We start from the raw sequence: 17931 nt of genomic DNA, 5'->3' as shown, positions 1-17931 counted from the left end.
TCCTGAGATAGTTATGGTAGATTTTGAGCTGCCTACTTGCAAGTATGTGGGCTCATGGGGGGAACAGCTTTGAGCCTGAATCGCGACGAACATAACGGTGATATTGCACGAGAAGCATTGAGCATCTTTGATCGCGTAGCGGCCGGTGCCAGGGCTGAGCTCGCCCGCTTCAAGGGGCCATCGGCAGAGAGCCTCGCTCCGTTGAATACGCTCACGACTGGAAAAGCCGTCGCGAAGCTCAACGAGATCGGCCGAGAAATGCTCAATGGCCACGAAATCCTGTCACGCGAACCCGCTATTGCCAGGGTGATCGCCGCGGACGAGGCGGACAAGCACACCATCTTCTACATCTCGCGGTTCGCACCTTCCGGGCTACTTGATGCCGGGGTTCGGTTCGCCAGTTACAACGCGCCGGTCGGGCGACTGGCTTCGCTGCGCCCGGGGGGATACATTGATGTGCCGGGCGGCTCGCTTGAAGTCGTGGAGAGAACTCTATTTCACGCTGAGGCACTCCCCGATGGCTGGGATTCGCGGGACACCATATTTGAGGCGGATGGGCAGAAGACCCTCACCATCGCCTCATTGCTGCGTCTGCTTTCCGAGCGTGATGCCCCTGCAGATGCGCTGGATGAGATCGAGCGCATGCTGAAGGCCGCCGAGGTTGATGACAATGTCACTATCGGGCGCAAGCGGGGCATCATCGACAAGATGCAGCTGCGCGATCAAGCGGTGCTGGACGAGTATCAAGACGCCATCTTCCGTTTGTCGCTGGATTCGCAGCTTTTGATCCTCGGCCCACCAGGGACGGGCAAAACCACGACGCTCATTCGCCGTCTGGGGCAAAAGCTCGATCCACATGGCCTGAGCGAGGACGAGCAAAGCCTGGTCGATGCTTCCCCCTCATCGCTGCCCCACGGCCAGAGCTGGATCATGTTCACGCCGACTGATCTACTCGGGCAGTATCTGAAAGAGGCATTCAGCAGAAATAATGTGCCAGCGTCGGATCTGCGGATCAAAACGTGGATCGGGCATCGCAAGGAACTCGCGCGGAACCACCTTTCGATCTTGCGCACCGCTAACGGCGGCGGGCCGTTCGTTCTGAAGGATGCTGCGGCCACCATAACGGCAGATGCCGTAGAATCGCCGATCGATTGGTTTGAGCAATTTCAAGCCAAGCAGGACGGCGATTTCTGGTCAGGCCTCGAAAGCGCTTCTGCCATCCTGACGGCCGCCACGGACGCGGAAATCGCAAAACTGGGCGGGCGCCTCAGCACAGCCATTCAAAGCGCACGGACATCCACTCCGGCAAGCGGTATCTATGCCCTCGTCTCGCTAAGTGAAGACGTTCGCCGCATTCTCGGACGTGTTCGAGCTGATGTCGACAGCGTGCTCAAAGCAGCGCTTGCGCGCGCGCAGGCTGGCGCACGCGCTCAAGGCCTGAATTTTTTCGAGCAGCTGATCGCGTATCTCGACACCTTGGACAATCAGGCAGATCACGGCGACGATGATCTCGATGACGAAGAGGACGAAGAAGAAGACCGGTCGACGAACAAACCGGCCGCTGCCCAACGCGCTTACTATGCTGCCCTGCGGCTTCAGGCGCGCGCCAAGACACGTCGCCGTTCGACGAGCTCCCGAAGCGCTCTTGTTATCGACTGGATCGCAGATCGAGGCCTGACCGAAGCCGAGGCCAGCGGACTGGCCGAACGGTTGGGATGGCAGTTGTCCCTCAATCGCTTCAGCGCGCCTGTTCGGCACTATCTGAGCAAGATCCCCGCCCGATACAGGCAGTTCAGGAGAGGTGAGCGCGGAGAGCGCTGGTATCCCGATACGAACCCGGGCCGCGATCTGCACCCGCTGGAAGCTGATCTCGTGATTTTGGCGATGCTGCGCGCTGGCAATGCCTTGCTCGCGGATAACCGCGTGCGTCGGAACATTGAGCAGGCTGCCTATGAGCCACTGCGTGCTCTGCACGATATCCAGCGCAATCAAATTCTCGTGGACGAGGCCCCCGACTTTTCGCCTGTGCAGCTTGCTTGCATGCGCGCCTTGGCAGTCGAGCCGATCGGATCGTTCTTCGCCTGCGGCGATTTCAATCAACGCATCACGGAATGGGGCAGCCGAACCGAGGACAGTCTGAAATGGGTCGAACCCGGCCTGTCGATCGAACGGGTTTCGATCGCGTACAGGCAAAGCCGACAGTTACATGACTTGGCCAAGGCACTGGCTGATCCCGCTTCTGGATCGACCGCGGACGCCGGCTTGCCCGACGACGTCAATAATGATGCAGTTCCGCCAGTAATTGTTGCAGGCCTGCATGATTACGGCGACATCGCCCACTGGTTGGCAAAGCGGCTATCGGAGATCGAACGTTCCGTCTCCCCACGCACATTGCCGTCTATCGCGATACTTGTTCACGACGAGGCAGCCGTTCGGCCACTCACAGATGCGCTGAATGAGGTTATCGAGGAGCAGAATCTACATGCCGTCGCCTGTGTCGATGGCAAGATCATCGGCAGGGATGACGAGATCAGGGTCTTTGATGTTCGTCATATTAAGGGCCTGGAGTTTGAGGCTGTATTTTTCGTAGGCATTGACAGACTATCGTACGATGAACCAGATTTATTCGAAAGATACCTTTATGTCGGTGCAACGCGTGCCGCCACATATCTTGGACTGTGTTCAATCGATAACACCCCTTCGTCGATACGTAGATTAGAGCACCATTTTACAGATAATTGGCAGCAACGATAATTGCCAGTGAGGGCCTTCATAAATGGATAGTTTTACCATCCGCTGGGTGGAATCAATGCATACAGGTGACGATTTCTCCTTCATCAACCAGGCGCTCGAAGCAGGACTAGATGAAGGTCCTTTGATTTTGGCACCTCAAAAAACTCGACGGATGTCGCCCTCAGGAGTTCGGCAGGACTATCGGGCACTTGTATTTGTGAATCCTGACTGGCTTGCAGCACACCTTGCCGAGCATCAGGAAGAACTCAACCATGAGTTCTGGCTCGGAATCTGCGAAGACGTACCACGAGAAAGGCGCGAAACGGCAGAGGCGGCTCTGTGGCACTTTGCGAAGCTGCTTGATGACCTGTCCGGCAGGAATCGGAAGCGGGCTCGACCTGTGAAAGCGGCCCTCAGTAAAGAAAATTCACGACCTCTGACCTATGGTTCTGTCGCCGACCCGACGATTTCGAACTTTGAGGCGGTGCTTGAGCAAGTGGGGGACGGCTTCGATGCCGTCGCCTTGGCCCATGAGAGCCTCCCTGCCAGGATCCTAATCTCGCGAGCTTGACCAAAATTTTTAATTATACCCAATTGGGCTCAGCGTAGGACATCGCCCGTTCCCGCAAACCCGCCCAAATGCGCCGATGCCGAACAGTGGTTCACCCTCGGCGCTTCCCCTTCCAATGGAAACGGGAAGCGCGAAAAAGGCCCTAGGATCAGACCAGTTGGACGCGCAGACCTGGCACTGCTGGCGCTATCACCTGTATAAAATCTCTATCGCACGTGATGACCACATAGTTGCGCTCGAGCGCTTGTGCTGCGATCCAAAGATCGTTCTCATCGACCTGCAAAAGCTGTCCAGTAACGCGGTCGGTCCAAGCCTCGACCCAGCGCGCGACCCGACGGCGCACATCGATCCGGGCCAGGGCGATGCTGGATTTGACGGTCGCGAAGGCATCGGCGGTGTGCCGGGTCACTTCGGCCAGGGGATGGTTCTCGGTCCGGGCCAAACAGTCCTCGATATGGGTCAGCTCCTGGCCCGCGGCTCGCGCAAGCGCCAGCCCGAACCGAAGTTCGCCGACCGTAACCACCGACACCAATTGGGCAGCATCCGCCGGCAAGGCGGCGATCGCTAATCGCACCGCTTCGTGGTTCGATCGTCGCGCGTCGTAGAGGACCGACACGAGGTTCGTATCAAGCAGATAGGTGTCCATCCGCTATTGGACGTAGAGCCTGAGCCGCTCGACTTCGCGCTCGGGCGCCGGCGTGAAAACATCAAGGGCCCACGCGCCGACATTTTCGCGCAGCAAAGGCCCAATGTATTCGTGCAGCGGAACGTAGGCGGTGAAGTCTTCAGGAATCCACGCGGTGAAGGCATGATCAACCCGGCGAGCGTGCTCATGTCCTCGGAAGAACTCCAGCAAGCGGCGTTCGAGACGCGGCGGCAGATCGTAAGCCTTGAGTACGGCCGCATCCGCAGCAACGAGCAGACCGTTCAGCCAGGCGTCGGCGTTGGCAGGCTTGAGCGCGGCATTGCGGATCGACTGGTGGGCCGATCGATAACGACGCTGTGCTTCGAGAATGGAGCCCAGTCGGTCCACATTCGGAATAGGCAGGCGTTTCAGCAGCTCGTTAGTGAAGTGCTGGTTGGATGCGTGCTCGGTGAGGAACGCGTTCGTCAGCGGTCCATTGAGGATAGCTTCAAATGCTTCGGTCGGCACCTTCACGTCCGTGGACCAGATACCGAAGAAACCTTGCGAGGCGACAAGACCGGTCTCGTCGAATGCAGCAGCCATTCGCCACGGACCGCGCGAGAGCCGGGCGACATTGGTCAGGACTTTGGGTCTGTCCCAAGGCCGCGACGGCGGACCTGGGAACATAGCGGCTGCCGGATCCATGTTGAGATAGACAGTGTTGCGCAGCACGAACTGACACAGGGAGTCGGCCGGCCGTGCAACACCTGGCACGAAGCCGTCACGTGGCTCGGACGACACCCCCTCATCCTGTTGCCACCATTTGATGCCGCGATACACATCTGCGACCGATCCCAGCTTCGGGTATCGGCGCAGATAATCCCAGACCTCGTCGAGTTGGCCGATCCACAGGTCGCCCTTGGTCACTGCTCTGGTGAGCCGGCGCTCGGCAGTCACCTTGCCGGTCTCAAGAAACGCCATCCGATCCCGGTCCTCGACAACAGTCGAGACAAGCGCTGTCGTGTTAGCTTCGTCGACTCCACGAAGGTCGCTTGCAACAAGGACTGCCGCTTCGAGCCCCGCGCGCTGGAACACTCGATCAGGCAACGAAGTCAGCTCGACGCGGCGATAGAGCCCGGCGATCTTCTGGCGCAATTCGGCATATTGCTTCTGCCGCAGGAACCCCTGCGGCAGTACAAATCCGATCGCGGCAGGCTTGGCGGCGAGGACCGCGTGCAACACCGCCATGGGTTTTGAAAAGGACGCTGCGGCCGCCGCTGCGGGATAGGCAAGCCGCTCACCGGCGTCGAACTCTTCCCATGGCGGATTGCACAGGACGATCCGCTTATCCTTGACGGATTGGGCAAGCGCATCATCGACGAACAGGTCGCGCGGCTCGATCTTCCAGCCATTCGCGTTTGGATAGTCGGCTAGGATCAGCGAGAGCGTTGCGACCTCACAGGCGAAACTGTCGAGTTCTGCACCGCTGATCCGCTCGACGAGAAAGGCGTGGCGCTCCTCTTGCGTCAGCGTGTCCGGCAGGAGATCGCGCAGATGGCGAAGCGCTGCGACGAGGAACATGCCCGCGCCCGCGAAAGGCTCGTAGATCGTGATATCTTCCGGCTCGAAGCGGCTGAGATCGACCTGTCCAACGACATATTCCGCAACTTGGCGCGGCGTGCTGTGCGTGCCGAAGCGCTTGCGGGTATCGGCAGTCACCAACGTGTTCTCGTACACGAAGGCCAGACTGTCCGACGAGATGTTCCGGAAATTGATTGCGCCGCGAAGCGCTGTCCAGGCAGACGCGACGGCTGCGTGCGGAAGCACGTCGACCGCAGGTCGCGGCATCTGATCGAGGTGATAGTAGCTCTCGATACCGGCAAGCACCTGGTCCACCGATGCCACGGACCAGGTCGCCGCGTCGGGATGGCGGCGATCAATCAGAATCTTGGCTGCGAGCAACCTGAACGTCGTGCGAAATGCTGCTTCCTCGCCCTGGCGATCATCCACTCCAGCTAGGAGCTTTCCAATCACCTCACCAAGCAGCCGATCGAGCTTCGCTTCGATTTCGTGCTCGATCGCCGGCATCAGCCCGAGATCGACGAATTCGAGCTGATAGGCGGTCTGAGTCTGGCCGAGCGACTTGGCTCGGTGCAACGCGTGGGGGTTCCAATTGTCCGCATGACGCCGGAACAAGGCCTCGAGTTGGTCAAGCGGCACGCGCTCGGTGAGGCGGGGCGCACCTTCAGCGCCGACTCGCCACACGCCGACATCGTCCTGGCCGATCGAGAACAGGATCGGGGCGCCAAGCGCCCGCCGCCGCTCGACCAGGTTCGCATCGTGCGGGCCGGTAATGACGCCGAAGGCGGCGGAACGATAGGACTCCGGAACCTGCGTGAACGCTGCGAGCGCCACGCTCTGGTCGCCGCCGGCGTCAGACAAGACATCGGCAAAGCTATAGTCGTGGATCAGCGATTCCGGCCGATAGCCGATCGCACGTAGACCAGCTTCGATCTGGGCAAGCGCACTCACGCCATCCCCCCTTCGGCCGCGCGCACGAGCGCGCCGCCTTCTACCGCAACTTGCGGCTCACTGCGGCGCAGCCCAACCGCGGGAAAGAGTGGCAATTGCGCAATCGGTTCGGCGACGCCAAAACCGTGGGACAGCGCTTCAAGGTGCGCGTTCAATGCGAGCAGGATCACATCCTCGTCCGCAGCCGGAGCCTCGTGAGGCCCAAGCAGCGAACAGCGCTCAAGCCCAAATATGGCGAGGCGGTGCCCCCACAGCGCCGGGAAGGACCGACCACCAAGGAGATCGCGCGCCTGCGCAAACAAATCCCGGTGCACCTGAAGTTCGACGTGAAAACGCATGCGCAGAACCACCGCAAGACGCAGTAACAGCACCGTCTGCCAGCCAAATTGGGCCTGCTGGCCTTGGCGCGAAGCCGGAACGTCAGGGCTGATGAGCCCGCGCCGCACGGTCCACTCACGCAGCTGGTCACCCGATAGACCGGTCAGATTCAAAACATCGCGCGATCCGACGAGACGCACCCATTCCTCCAGATCGGGCATGATGCCCGAATCGAGATCGGGTATCATGCCCGATCTATTTGGTAAAGAGCGGACCCTGCGGCAGCCGGGGGAGCTGGCGATGCTCAGATGCGCCCATGCAGCGATTGAACGACGAACAGGCGCACCGGCACGGGTAACTCAGATGGTATGAGTCGATCGCCCCTTGCGCGAGATGCCGCGGGATAGCCGTGCGTGTCGAACCTCTGTTCGAACGCCATGACGATGTCGGCGACAACGGCGGATTGTAGCAGATCCAGTGTAGCGGATGGCGGATCGCTACGGTTGCATAGTTGCCTCCATGAGTTGTCCTGGAAATGGCACAGCCAAACTGAGAGCCACCTCGATGGAAGCCGAGAGCCAACGTTGTTCATTCTCCTCGAGCAGGACTACCGGCATCGCCTTAGGATGGATAGGCGCGATCAGGCTGTTTGGCTCCGTGGTCAGACACGCGAACACAGGCCCATTATCAGCCGGTCGCCAGATCCCGGCAAAACTGAAGATCGGCCGGGACGGCACGTCAAACCAGTACAGCGGCTTGCCCCCTGCCGGCCCCGGCCCGTATTCGCTGAAAGCGGTCACTGGAACCAGGCAGCGGTGCGCAGGATCGCTGAGCGCCGATCGCCAGAAACTCGACGCATAATTGCGCACGTTCGTCACCGCTTTCGTAGTGCCGCCCCGCGGGCCGGTCACGTCAAGCGGAAAGCCCCAGCGCATAATATCGAGCTGCAGCGCCCGGCCGCGCCGGCGGACGACCCATGCCGGTCTCTTCGGAAAGAGCTCGCCCCCTGGCAGCGTGACGTCCGCCATAGGTAGTGCCGCCCCATAACGTTCGGCCAGTTCCTTCTCCGAGGCGGACATTCGATACCGATTGCACATGCAACTTCCTTAGCCTGCCGCAGAGACGATTGGCAGATCCTTGATGCGCGTCGTCCATGCTGGAGACTTGAGGTCTGCACGAACCTTCCAGGGGCGTTTGAAACCTTGCGTACCGGGTACGATCGTCATCCGGCCAAAACGGCCGTTGATGCTGTCGACGGCTTCCATCAGCCGTCGGCGCCGCGCCCGGTCACCCGCGTCTTCGAACAGCGTAGGCGGCCGGTCGTCCTCAGCCACGAGCTGCTCAAGCATGATGCCCGCTTTTGTATAGGCGTACCCATCCCGGTAGCAATGTTCGACGAGGGCGCGCGCGGCGTTAATGAGCTCAAGGCTGTCCGCTGTCATTGGGTGGAGACCGGAACTGCGGTTTGCCGCGAACTGTGGACGTTCCGGCTTGAATCTGTTCGTGTGAAAAAAGACCGTGACCCTGCCTGCGACGAGCCTGTGGCTGCGCAACTTTTCGCCGGCACGCATGGCGAACTGCGCGATCGCCCCCATCAAATCTTCGCGATCGGTTATGGGCCGGCCAAACGATCGGGTCACGGCCATACCTCTGCGCGGCGGCGCTATCACTTCCACTGCATCGGCCTGAACGCCATTCAATTCCGCGACAAGGCGCTCTAGGACGACTGTTCCGAGCCCCCTCGCCTGCCGCATCGGCATATCCCGCAATTCACCGGCGGTACGTACACCAAGTTCGCCCAATTTACGGGCCGTCGATGCCCCAATCCCCCACACATCCGCGATGTCAAAACGCTCCATGACGTAGCGACGAATGCTTTCGTCGCGCAGGTCCGCGACACCATCGAAGAGGGGATTCTTTTTGGCGGCGGCGTTCGCGAGTTTGGCCAGGGTCTTGGTAGGGCCAATGCCGACACATGTCGGTATCGTCGTCCATTGGAGGATCCGGGCGCGCAGTTTCTGGCAGTGGTCGGTCAGATCGAGGTGCTCGAAACCTGATAAATCCAAGAAATTTTCGTCCACGGAGTATACTTCGATGTCCCTGGCGAACGGCTGCGTTGCGGCGAGCACGCGGCGTTGGACGTCGCCGTAGAGAGTGTAGTTGGAAGAGCGCACCAAAATGCCGTGCTCCCTGATCTTGTCAGCGATCAGGTGCAGCGGATCGCCCATCTTGATCCCGAGCGCTTTGGCTTCCGGCGACCTCGCTACCGTGCAACCGTCGTTGTTGCTTGCCACGATGGTCGGCCGGTCGCGCAGCGAAAGGTCCATGATTCGCTCGGCGCTCACATAAAAGCAATTGCAGTCGCATAGGGCGATGGGACCGCTCATTGATATTTGCGCGCCAGACCGACGACGACGCCCCAGACCTCGACAAATTCATCGACGATCGTGTGAGGGTAGCCCTCCCCTTCCGGAACCAGCCAAAGCCGCCCATCCATTCGCTTGAGGCGTTTGAGCGTGCGATCACCATGGACGACGGCCACCACGATATGCCCGGGCCGCGCTTGGACGGCCCGGCTAACGACGACGATGTCGCCGTCATTGATCCCCGCGCCCGCCATCGACCAGCCCTGGACCCGCATGAGGTAGGACGCGGCAGGCTTTTCGATCAGCCAGGCGGAGAGGTCGATGGGATCGTCTTCTTCTCCTTCGGCCGGGCTTGGAAAGCCTGCAGGGATAGGATCGAGCGCGACGTGTTGCCATCGAGGCAGGCATATCCAATCGAGATCGACGAGTGCGACAGACATGAGGTATGATTCCTTTCGGCCGAGCGTCATAGCCCAAAGGAGAACATCTTGTGAACATAGAGTCTGTGGAGGATGGTGCATGCGCTGGAACCGTCGACAGTTGCGCGCAGATTGTCGAGGCGTTCGCAGAGGGGGCAGACGCCGATGTCGCGGATTTGCTCTGCGAGGTCGCGAAGGCAATCCGGGACCGCGCGTTCAGCGATTAATTGGACCCTGGGCACTCTGCCGGTAGGCAACGCCGATCCGTTTGAAGGCGCTCGATCGCCGAGTGAGCAAGCGCCGAACGAAACATTCCGCAGGCCCAGCGTCCGCGAAACGGTATCGCCGGTGATGGCCAGCGGTTCCGATGCGCCCCCAGCGCACTTCGATGAGTATGTCGCCGAACAGATCGTGGCCCGCCTTGATGGAGTAGGCCCTGTGAACATTCCGGGAAGCGTCGATCGCGCTGAGCTCTATTGCAACCGGCAAGTTGAAGTGGTCTAGTTCTAGGGCTTCCATAGCTCTTCCGAGCATGTTTCAACGCCGTATTCCAACGAGGAATTCGAATCACCGCCAAGCGTCTGATTCACGCACTCGATTATTTCGCAGGCCGTTTGTCATTATGAGTTTAGCTGCAGGGATTGTTTTCATGTGCACGCCGATCGCCGTGTATGATGGCGATGGCCCGGTAATCTGTCGCAGTGGCGAAAAGATTCGCATCGAAGGCATTGCGGCGCGCGAAATGGATGGTTCATGCCGCGCGGGTCAGCCATGTCCACGGGCCAGCGCAGAAGCGGCCCGGGATGCTCTGGTGAATATTCTGGGCGGCGCGCGTGGCCGGTGGAAAACGGGACATATTGTGGTTCGGTTTCCTGCGATGCAGTGCCTGAGTTATGGCCCGTCATACCAGCGCACCGTGGCGTCCTGCACTTTACCGGACGGCAGGGACCTGGGCAGCGCTATGCTCGCGACCGGGACGGTTTTGCCGTGGCATCCGCGAGGGTCGTGACAGGGCAGCAGTTTTCCCTCGGTGAGGTATTGCATTCCAATTAAAGATCGGCGCAAGACGAAATCGGTCCCGGTACGATTCGCTGACTTAAAGCGACCGAGTATAGCAACGTCGAACCGGGATCATCCCATGATCGCGACATCAATAGACTTGCCGCGCGCTTACGTCGCCGTCGTTCCTTGCAGCTTGAATGGGAAATCGAAAACACCCAAAGGCATCGGATCGTCTCTGTTGATCAGATCTTCCCTGAGGATAGCCCTTGCGAGGTGGGCATTCTCGATGGTCTCTTGTGACCAGTTTTGATCAAACCAGGTCTTGGATGTGCGCGCGTTGGGCAGGATGGTTTGCTCAAGCAGCGCCCTTCTGTCCCTCAAATCGAGCCTCGACGCGAGCATTAGCCAGGCCGCATCGAACATCTTGTGCTTCTGTCCGTATTCCGATCGGGCAATAAATGTGATGGGCACGTGGTAACGCAAAAGCATAGAGTTCAGGCCCCAAGCGAATTTGGAATTCTTCGGCAGTTTTACTGCGAAAGCGGCATCGAGATTGGGCACGCGGAACGATGTTCGCGGGGCGGTTCCAGTGACGCTGACGGCTACGGATCCGGGATCCACGAGAATCCAGCGCATCGCGCTGATGAGCAGCCCTTCCTTGACGGGAATTGCGGTAAAGCAGGGGTGATCGGGGTCGTGGGAATCGCTGCTGTACAGACGGAACGCGGCATTTACGCTTGTTCCGCACACAAATTGGAAAACGAGGCCTTGGAGGCTTTCTTCGAAACGATCGTAAGTGAGATGCAAGCGCTCATAGATGCGCTCGATTGCGTGGAGAGACAGCGCGGAATATGCGGGCCTCGATTCAAATCGGACGCGCTTGGCAGTGACCTCCGCCGTGACGAGGCTAACGGCCAGACACGGGACCGTCTTGACAACATGAGACGTTCCTATGTCGCGAATGCTCACGTTTTCCATGGAAAAGGCGTTGAAGCGGTGTCCTTCAGGCCTCCCAAGAGCAGAATTGGCCGCGATTTCATCGCGCCACATCGAAAAGGCATTCAGGCTTTCCAGATAGGCGGCCATGGCGCGCGCGGCAGCAGCGACGCTCATGCTCCCCGCCTTGCGCTTCTTGTAATACCTCTCGGCGATCGCCGTGACGGCTTGGTCCGGCGGCAGCGACCGTGCGGGATCCTGGCGTGTCTGGCGTTCGCGGAGAAATTCTTTCACGGCGAACTTGGGCGGCAGGAGGTTCAAATCTCGTTGTGGCGGAAGCATTTGCCGTTTCCTTGTCCCGCTTCGTGCGCGTCAATGGGTGCCTACAAATTTCGCGATCGCGTGCCGGGCGTTGTCCGAGGAAAGCGCCGAACCGTGACCGCCCGGGACTTCGACGAAAGTCACTGTGCTGCCGTCTTCGCGCAACTCGCGCGCAAATTCCGAAGCCTGTTTCAGACTCACTGTTCTGTCGGCGCGGCCGGCGAGCACGAGGATGGGAGCGTGCGCAGCGCGCGCATAGCCACGGAAATCGAAGTGCTTCAGGCTTTCGGCGACCTTGATCCGAACAAACGGCTTGAACAGTGGCGGCAGCATATTGTCAGCTACGGCCGCGATATCGGCTGCGGTAGCTTCGAAGATGATGCCGGAAAAGCCCCCGCGCCTTGCTACGTTGGCGGCGGAGGCACCGCCGAGACTAAAGCCGTAGGCAAAGAGCGGTCCCGATTTGATCCATCCGATCGAGCGCAAAGCGTCGACGTAAGCGGGGCCAAAGGCGATGAGCGCCTGGGTCGTGTTTGGAATCGTCGTGCCGCCTCGGCCGGGATAATCAAATGCAATGATATCAGCGCTGGTGAGCTCAGCTAGTTCGCCGAGGCGCTTGCTGGTCGTGGCGATGAACGAACTGTTGCCGCCACAGTAGAGCATCACCGCGTTGTTTCCCGGCCCTGTCAGTCTGGCGACATGGACATCCCCCAATCGCGGAAGGGACAGGACACGCTCCTCGCGCGTGTAACCGGAAGGCATAACAGCGGAAACGGCGGCCGGTTCATCGAGCGCAGGTAAAAGCGTCGATTGATCGACGGTTGCCGAGCAACCCGCAAGTGCGCAGCCGAGGAGCACAAGCATCGCGAGATGACCGGCGGAACGGGGTGACATCATTGGCAGCCTCCAATGGTTGAGACGCCTCAGGAGAACGGACGCGTGGGTTCGGGAACGGTCTAGAGGATGGCGCTTATTGCAATCCATCGTGCGGCGCGCCGGCGAGCCTCGTTTGAGCGTCCAGTGCGATTTTTCGATAGGCATCGAGAACGGCAAGGGATGTCACCTTGCCGATGTCGGTCGAGGTGTAGGTTCCACCGAGAGCTCCGACGCCGAGGTCTAGAAGCAACCCGCCGCCTACTATGCTGACGTCCTTCTTGCGCGCCGCGCCGGTAGCGACGGCGCGCTGAATGCCGGTCTTGAAGTCCACGAGCGACAGCATGACTTGGCTCTCGAGGGTCTTGGTCTTGAGGCCAATCGCGGATCCAAACGCACCGCCGATCCCGCCACCGGAGCCCCTGCTGTTGGCGTCTGAATAGAGTACTTGAGCTGAAAGCAGATAGTCGGCCGCCTTCAGCGTTGGTACGGCAAGACTATCTCCATTTTCGATCGCTCCGCCGGCGGCAAGCGCACGTTCGCGCTGAAGGGCGTCGAACGCGGTTCCCCGCTCGACGACGAGGAAGCAGTTCGAGCGAGCTGCGAGCAGTTTGATCAGCGGCAGAGGATCGACTTTGGCGGTCGAACCGCCATTTTGCCGTTCGGCGAGTTGAATGAGCGCTTTCATGCCGGGCGGAAGCTGGTCGTCGGCACTCGGCGCTTTGTCCTCGACGAGCGCGACAGTGCCCAGGGGCTTGGAACAGAGCGGTATTTGCGAATTTTCATCGACGCCGGTGCCGCCCTTGCCCAATTTTTGTGCATGGGCCGGGGTGGTGAGAAGCGAAAGCGCGGCAAGAGCGAATGGCAAATGTTTCATGGTTACGGGTCCAGTTCGTAATTTCGCGGGAGGTGCGAAGGAGGGTGGACGAAAGGCGCGGATTTGGGCCACGGTTCATCTCGTGAAGAGCAGGCCAATCGCCCCCAAAAGGAGCGATGAACCGCCAAAGAGGATCTTGAAAACGGACGTCCGGCGGGCTGCCGCCAAACGCTGCAGGTGAGCACCCACCCGCTCGATGCGGCTTTCGAGACCAGCAGTGCCGTCCCAGATGTCAATTGCGCCATAAGCCAGCAGCACGCCGGCGACGGCGCGCGCGAACTCGATCGGATGAAGCAATCCCATGGCGAAAGCGACGATCACTCCGCCGGCGATGGGAAGTGTCGCGATGCGCGCGAGGTGTATGAAGCTAACGACGCGATAGCGGCCGCTCACCGGCGATGCTAAACCCATGAGCGGGCGCTTGCAGGTGGGGCAGGCCCCTGCCCTCACCCGTCTTGAGCCGATTGCCAAAGGTGCCCGGCAGTAGGGACAGGCTGGCGTCGAAGGCTTGTGTATCTCGCGCATGATGATGACTGGTTAGCCGCGGCCGCCACAGTCTTCGTCGCAGTCGGTACATGGCGCGTGGTCCTGCTTGGGACAATCCTTGCACGCACCATGTTTGTCGAGGCACTTGTCGCCGTGCTCGCATGGCGTCCGCTGTTCCCGGGCAAAGGATTGAAGTTTCGATCTGGCCAACTTGCCTGCGGGCGTGCTTTCATGCGCATGGCGCGAGGGCGTATGTTCACCGTGTCCGGGCTCGCAGAGCCCGGCCTGTGTTTCGTTTTGTGCTGCTGCGGCAGCGGTCGGTACGGCGGCCAGGGCAAAGGGAATGGCCAGTAGCAATAATGAGCGTTTCATGGTCTTTCCTCGTCGAATGTCTTGATGATGGTGCGCTCGTCAGCGCCAGAAGCCGTCTCGCCGGCCGCCGTGCCGATCGTCGTAGTCGCGATCGGCGTTCGGCGATCCCTTACGGATGCCCACGTCCACGCCGTCGCCTTTCTTTCGGAAGTGCAGATCGCGCGGATCGATCCCGTTGCGCTTCGCCCAGTCCTCGGCAGCGCCTTGGCTGCCGAATTCGCCGACATCCTCATAGTCGAATGGCATGTCTCATCTCCTCAGTTTATGCGGGTTTGCCTGCTACCCCCTGCTGGTAGCTGGCTGATTTCAGGGTGGGTTTGCAGGGCATGCGCGATACGCTCGCGCACATTCTGAGCGGTTGGCCGACATCCGGCGGGAAGCCGAACCGTCACGTATCCGGCACGGGCCGTCATGTGATCCCGAGCGGCATCCGCGCGCGCATCGTGGGTTTTGTCGTCGAGCTCGACGATCAGCAGAACCCGTCCGGTTGCGCGGTCCTCCACGATGAAATCGACGCGTTTGCTGTTGAAGCGATTGAGCGTGGAGAAGTAGCTGCTTCTATCGAGGCCGCGGCGCGGTTGGAGCAAGGCGCCCATGGAGACTTGCGCATGTACGCGGGTGCCGGGCATCGCGGTTTCGATGAATAGGATTGTCCGACGTTCGATAGGCGTCATAAGCGGGCGGGCAGTGACCTGCAGCGCACCAGGATTGCTTGCAGCAGCCTTCAACCAGGCCAGCGCGACAATGATGATGACGCAAACGGCCGCGAAAGTCAGCATTCCAGGGCTCATGCTTCGAGTCCTTCGCTGTCCGGACGCGAGGAACCATCATTTGGTGTGAGCGCATCGACGCGGTTGCTGCCAATCGGTGGCAACGCTTTGGTCAGTAAGTCGATGAACGCGACAGCCAGACTGCCGGCGGTTGCCATTGCGAGCAGACAAAGGCCGAGCGCGACGAGTTCGGCCATGAAATGCTCGAGCATGACCGCTGACCCGAACGGTGCGCATAGCGCGGCATGTTGTGGAGATCCGGCGCACGGCGGTGGCGACTGGCCCTGAATGTGGCGGGCCAGGCTCTCGAGTCCGGTCGCGCTCATGAACTGGTGGAGCATCTGTTCGATCGTGAGGAGAAGACGAGCGGGCATCGTAACACCTAGCGGCTTCGCTCGATGTTGCGTTCAGGCAACTCGAGCTGGGGGACACTGCGCATGCTGCCGGTGGACATACCCGGCAGCTTGTCGGGATCGGGCCGAAGCGTATCGGGCAATTTGGCGTTGCCCTCGGGGGCCGCGCGTATGCCGCCCCTTGCGTCGATGCTTTTCTCGCCGATCGTCTCCAGAGCGCTGGTCTTATCGCCCGGATTACGCTCGATCGCTTTGAGCAGGCGGTCCTTGTCGTTGGTCACGATCTCGATGTCGTAACGAACGCGCGTCGCCATCACGTGGGTCAGGCGCTGATTGGAGAGGTGCCGCTCGCTCGAGTGCATGACGCCGATACCCTTGTCGGTGGTCATACCCTGAGCCTGATGCATGTTGATCGCGTAGGAGAGCCCAAGCCGTTCGAGCATCTTGTCGCCAGGCTTGAGATCGATGACGTCCCCTTTGGCGTTCTGGACCCGGATCGCGTGTTCGTCGACGGATAGCACTTTGGCCTGGTCTGAATTGTGGAGGCCGCGGTCCTTGTCGGTGGCGGTCCAGCGTATGCGATCGCCCTCATGAAGGGTAATCCTGTCCCTCTCCGACAGCTTGATGGCATCGCGCTTATCGGTGGGCGCGATTTTCGAGGGATCGAAGATCATCTGGCGGCCATCGGCGTCGCGCAGGATGACCTTCCCGTCCGCGCGCGGCGCGATAACCTGGTAGCGCCCGCGATCGAGCCCGCCGGGCTGTGAGTTACGAACGACGTCGAGCACCTGTCCGGCTCGATAGGTATGATTGTAGCGCAGCTCCTCCCGGGTCGCGTTGACATCGAGCAGCGTGTTCACTGCCTTTCCTTCGCCCTTGATGGTTCCTTCGTCTTTCAGGCCCTGTTGAACGAGTTTGTTGAGTTCGGCCCGAGACGCACGGCCAGACGCGTATAATGCAGTCCCAGCACGTTCCTCTGCCGGCAGCGCCAACCATTTGCTCGCGGCCATGGCGACGTGGGACTCTTCCTTGCCCGCCTGTTTGATCCTGTCGCCCAGGACCTGAAACGCCTCACGGAAGTTTCCTTCACGCGTGAGCGTCGCAACTTGCTTCATGTGCTCGGTTTGCTGTCGAAGGCTTGTGTCGAGGCGGGCCATCGCCGGATCGTGGCTCTGCACCAGGCTGAACGCCTTGCCCGCGTCGATGGCCTGAAGTTGCGCGCGGTCCCCGATCAGCAATAGCCGCTCCACACCGAGCTTATTGGCAATGACTGCAAGATTGTTCATCGCATCGTTTGCGACCAACGAGGCTTCGTCGAGCATCAGCACTTTGCCCGACAGCGCCTCTCGCGAACTGTCAAATTGAGGCCCTCGGCCAGCGAGCGCCCCTCGCAAATGGGCGTTGACGAACGAGGAGACTGTCTGCGCCTCGATTCCTGCTTCGTCGCGCAGCATGCCGACCATCTTGTTGGCGACGGATAAGCCCAGCAGGCTTTTGCCCTCCTCGCGTGCAACGCCTGCTATCGTTTCAATCATGGTCGTCTTGCCGGCGCCGGCGACGCCCTGGATGACAACGATCCTGTCACGCGTGGACAGGGCGAGCGTTGCCGCGCCCAATTGCTCCCCATTAAGAGGCCGCTCGCCGGCGGCCTGTTGCAATCGCGGCGCCGCCTCGCTCGCCGGAACGATCGGTTCGACCGCACCGCGTCCTCGATCTATTTCGGCAAGCAGATTGCGTTCCTGCTGCAGATGTTCCGGTGTTGTTACGTGAGATACGACCTTGTCGAGCCGGTCGCTGACGCCCGGAATGAGGTGTCGGCTTTCCAATAGCTGGGCGACGCGCACATCGATCTTGTCGATCGTCACCCCCTTCAGGCCGAGATCCAGCGCGGTCTTGCCGATCGCATCGATGGCGAACGCCGCTTCGCGTTGGCCGTGAATTCTGATTGCCGAGGCAACGGCCATCTCAGCGCGCAGTTCGCTGGGGGTCAGCGAAAGGCGCCCAAGCCCATTCGTTGTGAGCGGGTCGGAGACACGCACATATGGCCCTACGACCTCACGCACCGTGCCGAGCAGATTTTGCAAGCGGACGGCCGACCTTATTTTCCCTTCGGGTCGATCTTCGCTTCGTGATTGCGCCTGAGAGACGAGGCGATCCCCATCAAAGCCGCGATCGGAGGCGCGCTGCTGCCAGGTCGCGCGAAGCACATCCTTGTCGTCTGAATTGAGCTTTGGGTCACGAGTCCGCTTGGTGATTTCCCGCAGCGCTTCGGTTTCATTTGCGCCGCGGCCTAGGCTCAGGACTCGTTGATCACAGCCAGAAGAGCACGGTCGCGGCCAGAGCGAGTGTCGAAAAGAAGACTGTCGGGCAGCGATCG

The 17931-nt window shown here is 60.4% G+C and carries 18 protein-coding genes; 2 read left to right on the top strand and 16 right to left on the bottom strand.

Features of this window, described 5'->3' with window-relative positions; translation table 11 throughout:
- Nucleotides 1-69 precede the first annotated feature (69 nt).
- Nucleotides 70-2754: an ATP-binding domain-containing protein gene (locus B2G71_RS22855; protein WP_168176468.1), complete on the top strand. Its 2685-nt coding sequence runs from the start codon at nucleotides 70-72 to the stop codon at nucleotides 2752-2754.
- A gap of 22 nt (nucleotides 2755-2776) precedes the next feature.
- Nucleotides 2777-3304 (top strand): hypothetical protein, encoded by a 528-nt coding sequence (locus B2G71_RS23910; RefSeq protein ID WP_141521677.1) that lies wholly within the window; start codon nucleotides 2777-2779, stop codon nucleotides 3302-3304.
- Between the two features lie 148 nt (nucleotides 3305-3452).
- Here B2G71_RS23910 and B2G71_RS22850 read toward each other — a convergent pair whose 3' ends face one another.
- From B2G71_RS22850 to B2G71_RS22775, 16 genes are all read right to left on the bottom strand, one after another.
- Entirely contained in the window at nucleotides 3453-3950 is a 498-nt protein-coding gene (locus B2G71_RS22850) for a PIN domain-containing protein (RefSeq protein WP_098108968.1), read from the bottom strand.
- A 3-nt stretch (nucleotides 3951-3953) separates the two neighbouring features.
- Nucleotides 3954-6461 (bottom strand): N-6 DNA methylase, encoded by a 2508-nt coding sequence (locus B2G71_RS22845; RefSeq protein WP_098108967.1) that lies wholly within the window; start codon nucleotides 6459-6461, stop codon nucleotides 3954-3956.
- Nucleotides 6458-7027 (bottom strand): hypothetical protein, encoded by a 570-nt coding sequence (locus tag B2G71_RS22840; protein WP_240530315.1) that lies wholly within the window; start codon nucleotides 7025-7027, stop codon nucleotides 6458-6460. Before B2G71_RS22840 ends, B2G71_RS22845 begins: the two co-directional genes overlap by 4 nt.
- Nucleotides 7028-7276: 249 nt before the next feature.
- Entirely contained in the window at nucleotides 7277-7876 is a 600-nt protein-coding gene (locus B2G71_RS22835; RefSeq protein WP_098108966.1) for an SOS response-associated peptidase family protein, read from the bottom strand.
- A gap of 9 nt (nucleotides 7877-7885) precedes the next feature.
- On the bottom strand, nucleotides 7886-9166 hold the full coding sequence (locus tag B2G71_RS22830) for a Y-family DNA polymerase (RefSeq protein ID WP_098108965.1): 1281 nt from the start codon (nucleotides 9164-9166) through the stop codon (nucleotides 7886-7888).
- A complete protein-coding gene (umuD, locus tag B2G71_RS22825) occupies nucleotides 9163-9615 on the bottom strand; it encodes a translesion error-prone DNA polymerase V autoproteolytic subunit (RefSeq protein WP_168176467.1) in 453 nt (150 codons plus the stop codon). The genes B2G71_RS22830 and umuD overlap by 4 nt, the downstream gene beginning before the upstream one ends.
- A 165-nt stretch (nucleotides 9616-9780) precedes the next feature.
- On the bottom strand, nucleotides 9781-10083 hold the full coding sequence (locus B2G71_RS22820; protein WP_098108972.1) for a WGR domain-containing protein: 303 nt from the start codon (nucleotides 10081-10083) through the stop codon (nucleotides 9781-9783).
- Nucleotides 10084-10734: 651 nt separating this feature from the next.
- Complete coding sequence (locus tag B2G71_RS22810; protein ID WP_098108962.1) at nucleotides 10735-11844, bottom strand: hypothetical protein; 1110 nt, start codon at nucleotides 11842-11844, stop codon at nucleotides 10735-10737.
- Nucleotides 11845-11874: 30 nt separating this feature from the next.
- Nucleotides 11875-12720, bottom strand: a complete 846-nt coding sequence (locus tag B2G71_RS23905; RefSeq protein ID WP_168176466.1) for an alpha/beta fold hydrolase — start codon at nucleotides 12718-12720, stop codon at nucleotides 11875-11877.
- A gap of 73 nt (nucleotides 12721-12793) precedes the next feature.
- Entirely contained in the window at nucleotides 12794-13573 is a 780-nt protein-coding gene (locus B2G71_RS22800; RefSeq protein ID WP_098108960.1) for a CsgG/HfaB family protein, read from the bottom strand.
- Nucleotides 13574-13648: 75 nt separating this feature from the next.
- Complete coding sequence (locus B2G71_RS22795) at nucleotides 13649-13984, bottom strand: hypothetical protein (RefSeq protein WP_141521675.1); 336 nt, start codon at nucleotides 13982-13984, stop codon at nucleotides 13649-13651.
- A 126-nt stretch (nucleotides 13985-14110) separates the two neighbouring features.
- Nucleotides 14111-14431 (bottom strand): hypothetical protein, encoded by a 321-nt coding sequence (locus tag B2G71_RS23900; RefSeq protein WP_141521674.1) that lies wholly within the window; start codon nucleotides 14429-14431, stop codon nucleotides 14111-14113.
- Between the two features lie 39 nt (nucleotides 14432-14470).
- On the bottom strand, nucleotides 14471-14677 hold the full coding sequence (locus tag B2G71_RS22790; protein ID WP_098108958.1) for a hypothetical protein: 207 nt from the start codon (nucleotides 14675-14677) through the stop codon (nucleotides 14471-14473).
- 11 nt (nucleotides 14678-14688) lie between these two features.
- Nucleotides 14689-15210 carry a DUF2726 domain-containing protein gene (locus tag B2G71_RS22785; RefSeq protein ID WP_168176465.1) on the bottom strand — a complete coding sequence of 174 codons (522 nt, stop codon included), beginning with the start codon at nucleotides 15208-15210 and terminating at the stop codon, nucleotides 14689-14691.
- An 8-nt stretch (nucleotides 15211-15218) separates the two neighbouring features.
- Nucleotides 15219-15542 (bottom strand): hypothetical protein, encoded by a 324-nt coding sequence (locus B2G71_RS23895; protein WP_141521673.1) that lies wholly within the window; start codon nucleotides 15540-15542, stop codon nucleotides 15219-15221.
- 41 nt (nucleotides 15543-15583) lie between these two features.
- The coding region (locus tag B2G71_RS22775; RefSeq protein WP_141521672.1) for an AAA family ATPase at nucleotides 15584-17931 on the bottom strand (2348 nt) is incomplete at its 5' end.

Origin of the sequence: Novosphingobium sp. PC22D (assembly GCF_002556635.1) — a bacterium.
Taxonomy (GTDB): domain Bacteria; phylum Pseudomonadota; class Alphaproteobacteria; order Sphingomonadales; family Sphingomonadaceae; genus Novosphingobium.
Note: the sequence above shows the minus strand (reverse complement) of the source record. Positions and strands in the feature narration are given on the sequence as shown.

Bases quoted from the DNA above. Each gene is read 5' to 3' on its own strand.
- B2G71_RS23910 (WP_141521677.1), top strand. From the start codon at position 2,777: ATGGATAGTTTTACCATCCGCTGGGTGGAATCAATGCATACAGGTGAC.
- B2G71_RS22850 (WP_098108968.1), bottom strand. From the start codon at position 3,950: ATGGACACCTATCTGCTTGATACGAACCTCGTGTCGGTCCTCTACGAC.
- B2G71_RS22840 (WP_240530315.1), bottom strand. From the start codon at position 7,027: ATGATACCCGATCTCGATTCGGGCATCATGCCCGATCTGGAGGAATGG.
- B2G71_RS22835 (WP_098108966.1), bottom strand. From the start codon at position 7,876: ATGTGCAATCGGTATCGAATGTCCGCCTCGGAGAAGGAACTGGCCGAA.
- B2G71_RS22830 (WP_098108965.1), bottom strand. From the start codon at position 9,166: ATGAGCGGTCCCATCGCCCTATGCGACTGCAATTGCTTTTATGTGAGC.
- umuD (WP_168176467.1), bottom strand. From the start codon at position 9,615: ATGACGCTCGGCCGAAAGGAATCATACCTCATGTCTGTCGCACTCGTC.
- B2G71_RS22820 (WP_098108972.1), bottom strand. From the start codon at position 10,083: ATGGAAGCCCTAGAACTAGACCACTTCAACTTGCCGGTTGCAATAGAG.
- B2G71_RS22810 (WP_098108962.1), bottom strand. From the start codon at position 11,844: ATGCTTCCGCCACAACGAGATTTGAACCTCCTGCCGCCCAAGTTCGCC.
- B2G71_RS23905 (WP_168176466.1), bottom strand. From the start codon at position 12,720: ATGATGTCACCCCGTTCCGCCGGTCATCTCGCGATGCTTGTGCTCCTC.
- B2G71_RS22800 (WP_098108960.1), bottom strand. From the start codon at position 13,573: ATGAAACATTTGCCATTCGCTCTTGCCGCGCTTTCGCTTCTCACCACC.
- B2G71_RS22795 (WP_141521675.1), bottom strand. From the start codon at position 13,984: ATGGGTTTAGCATCGCCGGTGAGCGGCCGCTATCGCGTCGTTAGCTTC.
- B2G71_RS23900 (WP_141521674.1), bottom strand. From the start codon at position 14,431: ATGAAACGCTCATTATTGCTACTGGCCATTCCCTTTGCCCTGGCCGCC.
- B2G71_RS22790 (WP_098108958.1), bottom strand. From the start codon at position 14,677: ATGCCATTCGACTATGAGGATGTCGGCGAATTCGGCAGCCAAGGCGCT.
- B2G71_RS22785 (WP_168176465.1), bottom strand. From the start codon at position 15,210: ATGCTGACTTTCGCGGCCGTTTGCGTCATCATCATTGTCGCGCTGGCC.
- B2G71_RS23895 (WP_141521673.1), bottom strand. From the start codon at position 15,542: ATGCTCCACCAGTTCATGAGCGCGACCGGACTCGAGAGCCTGGCCCGC.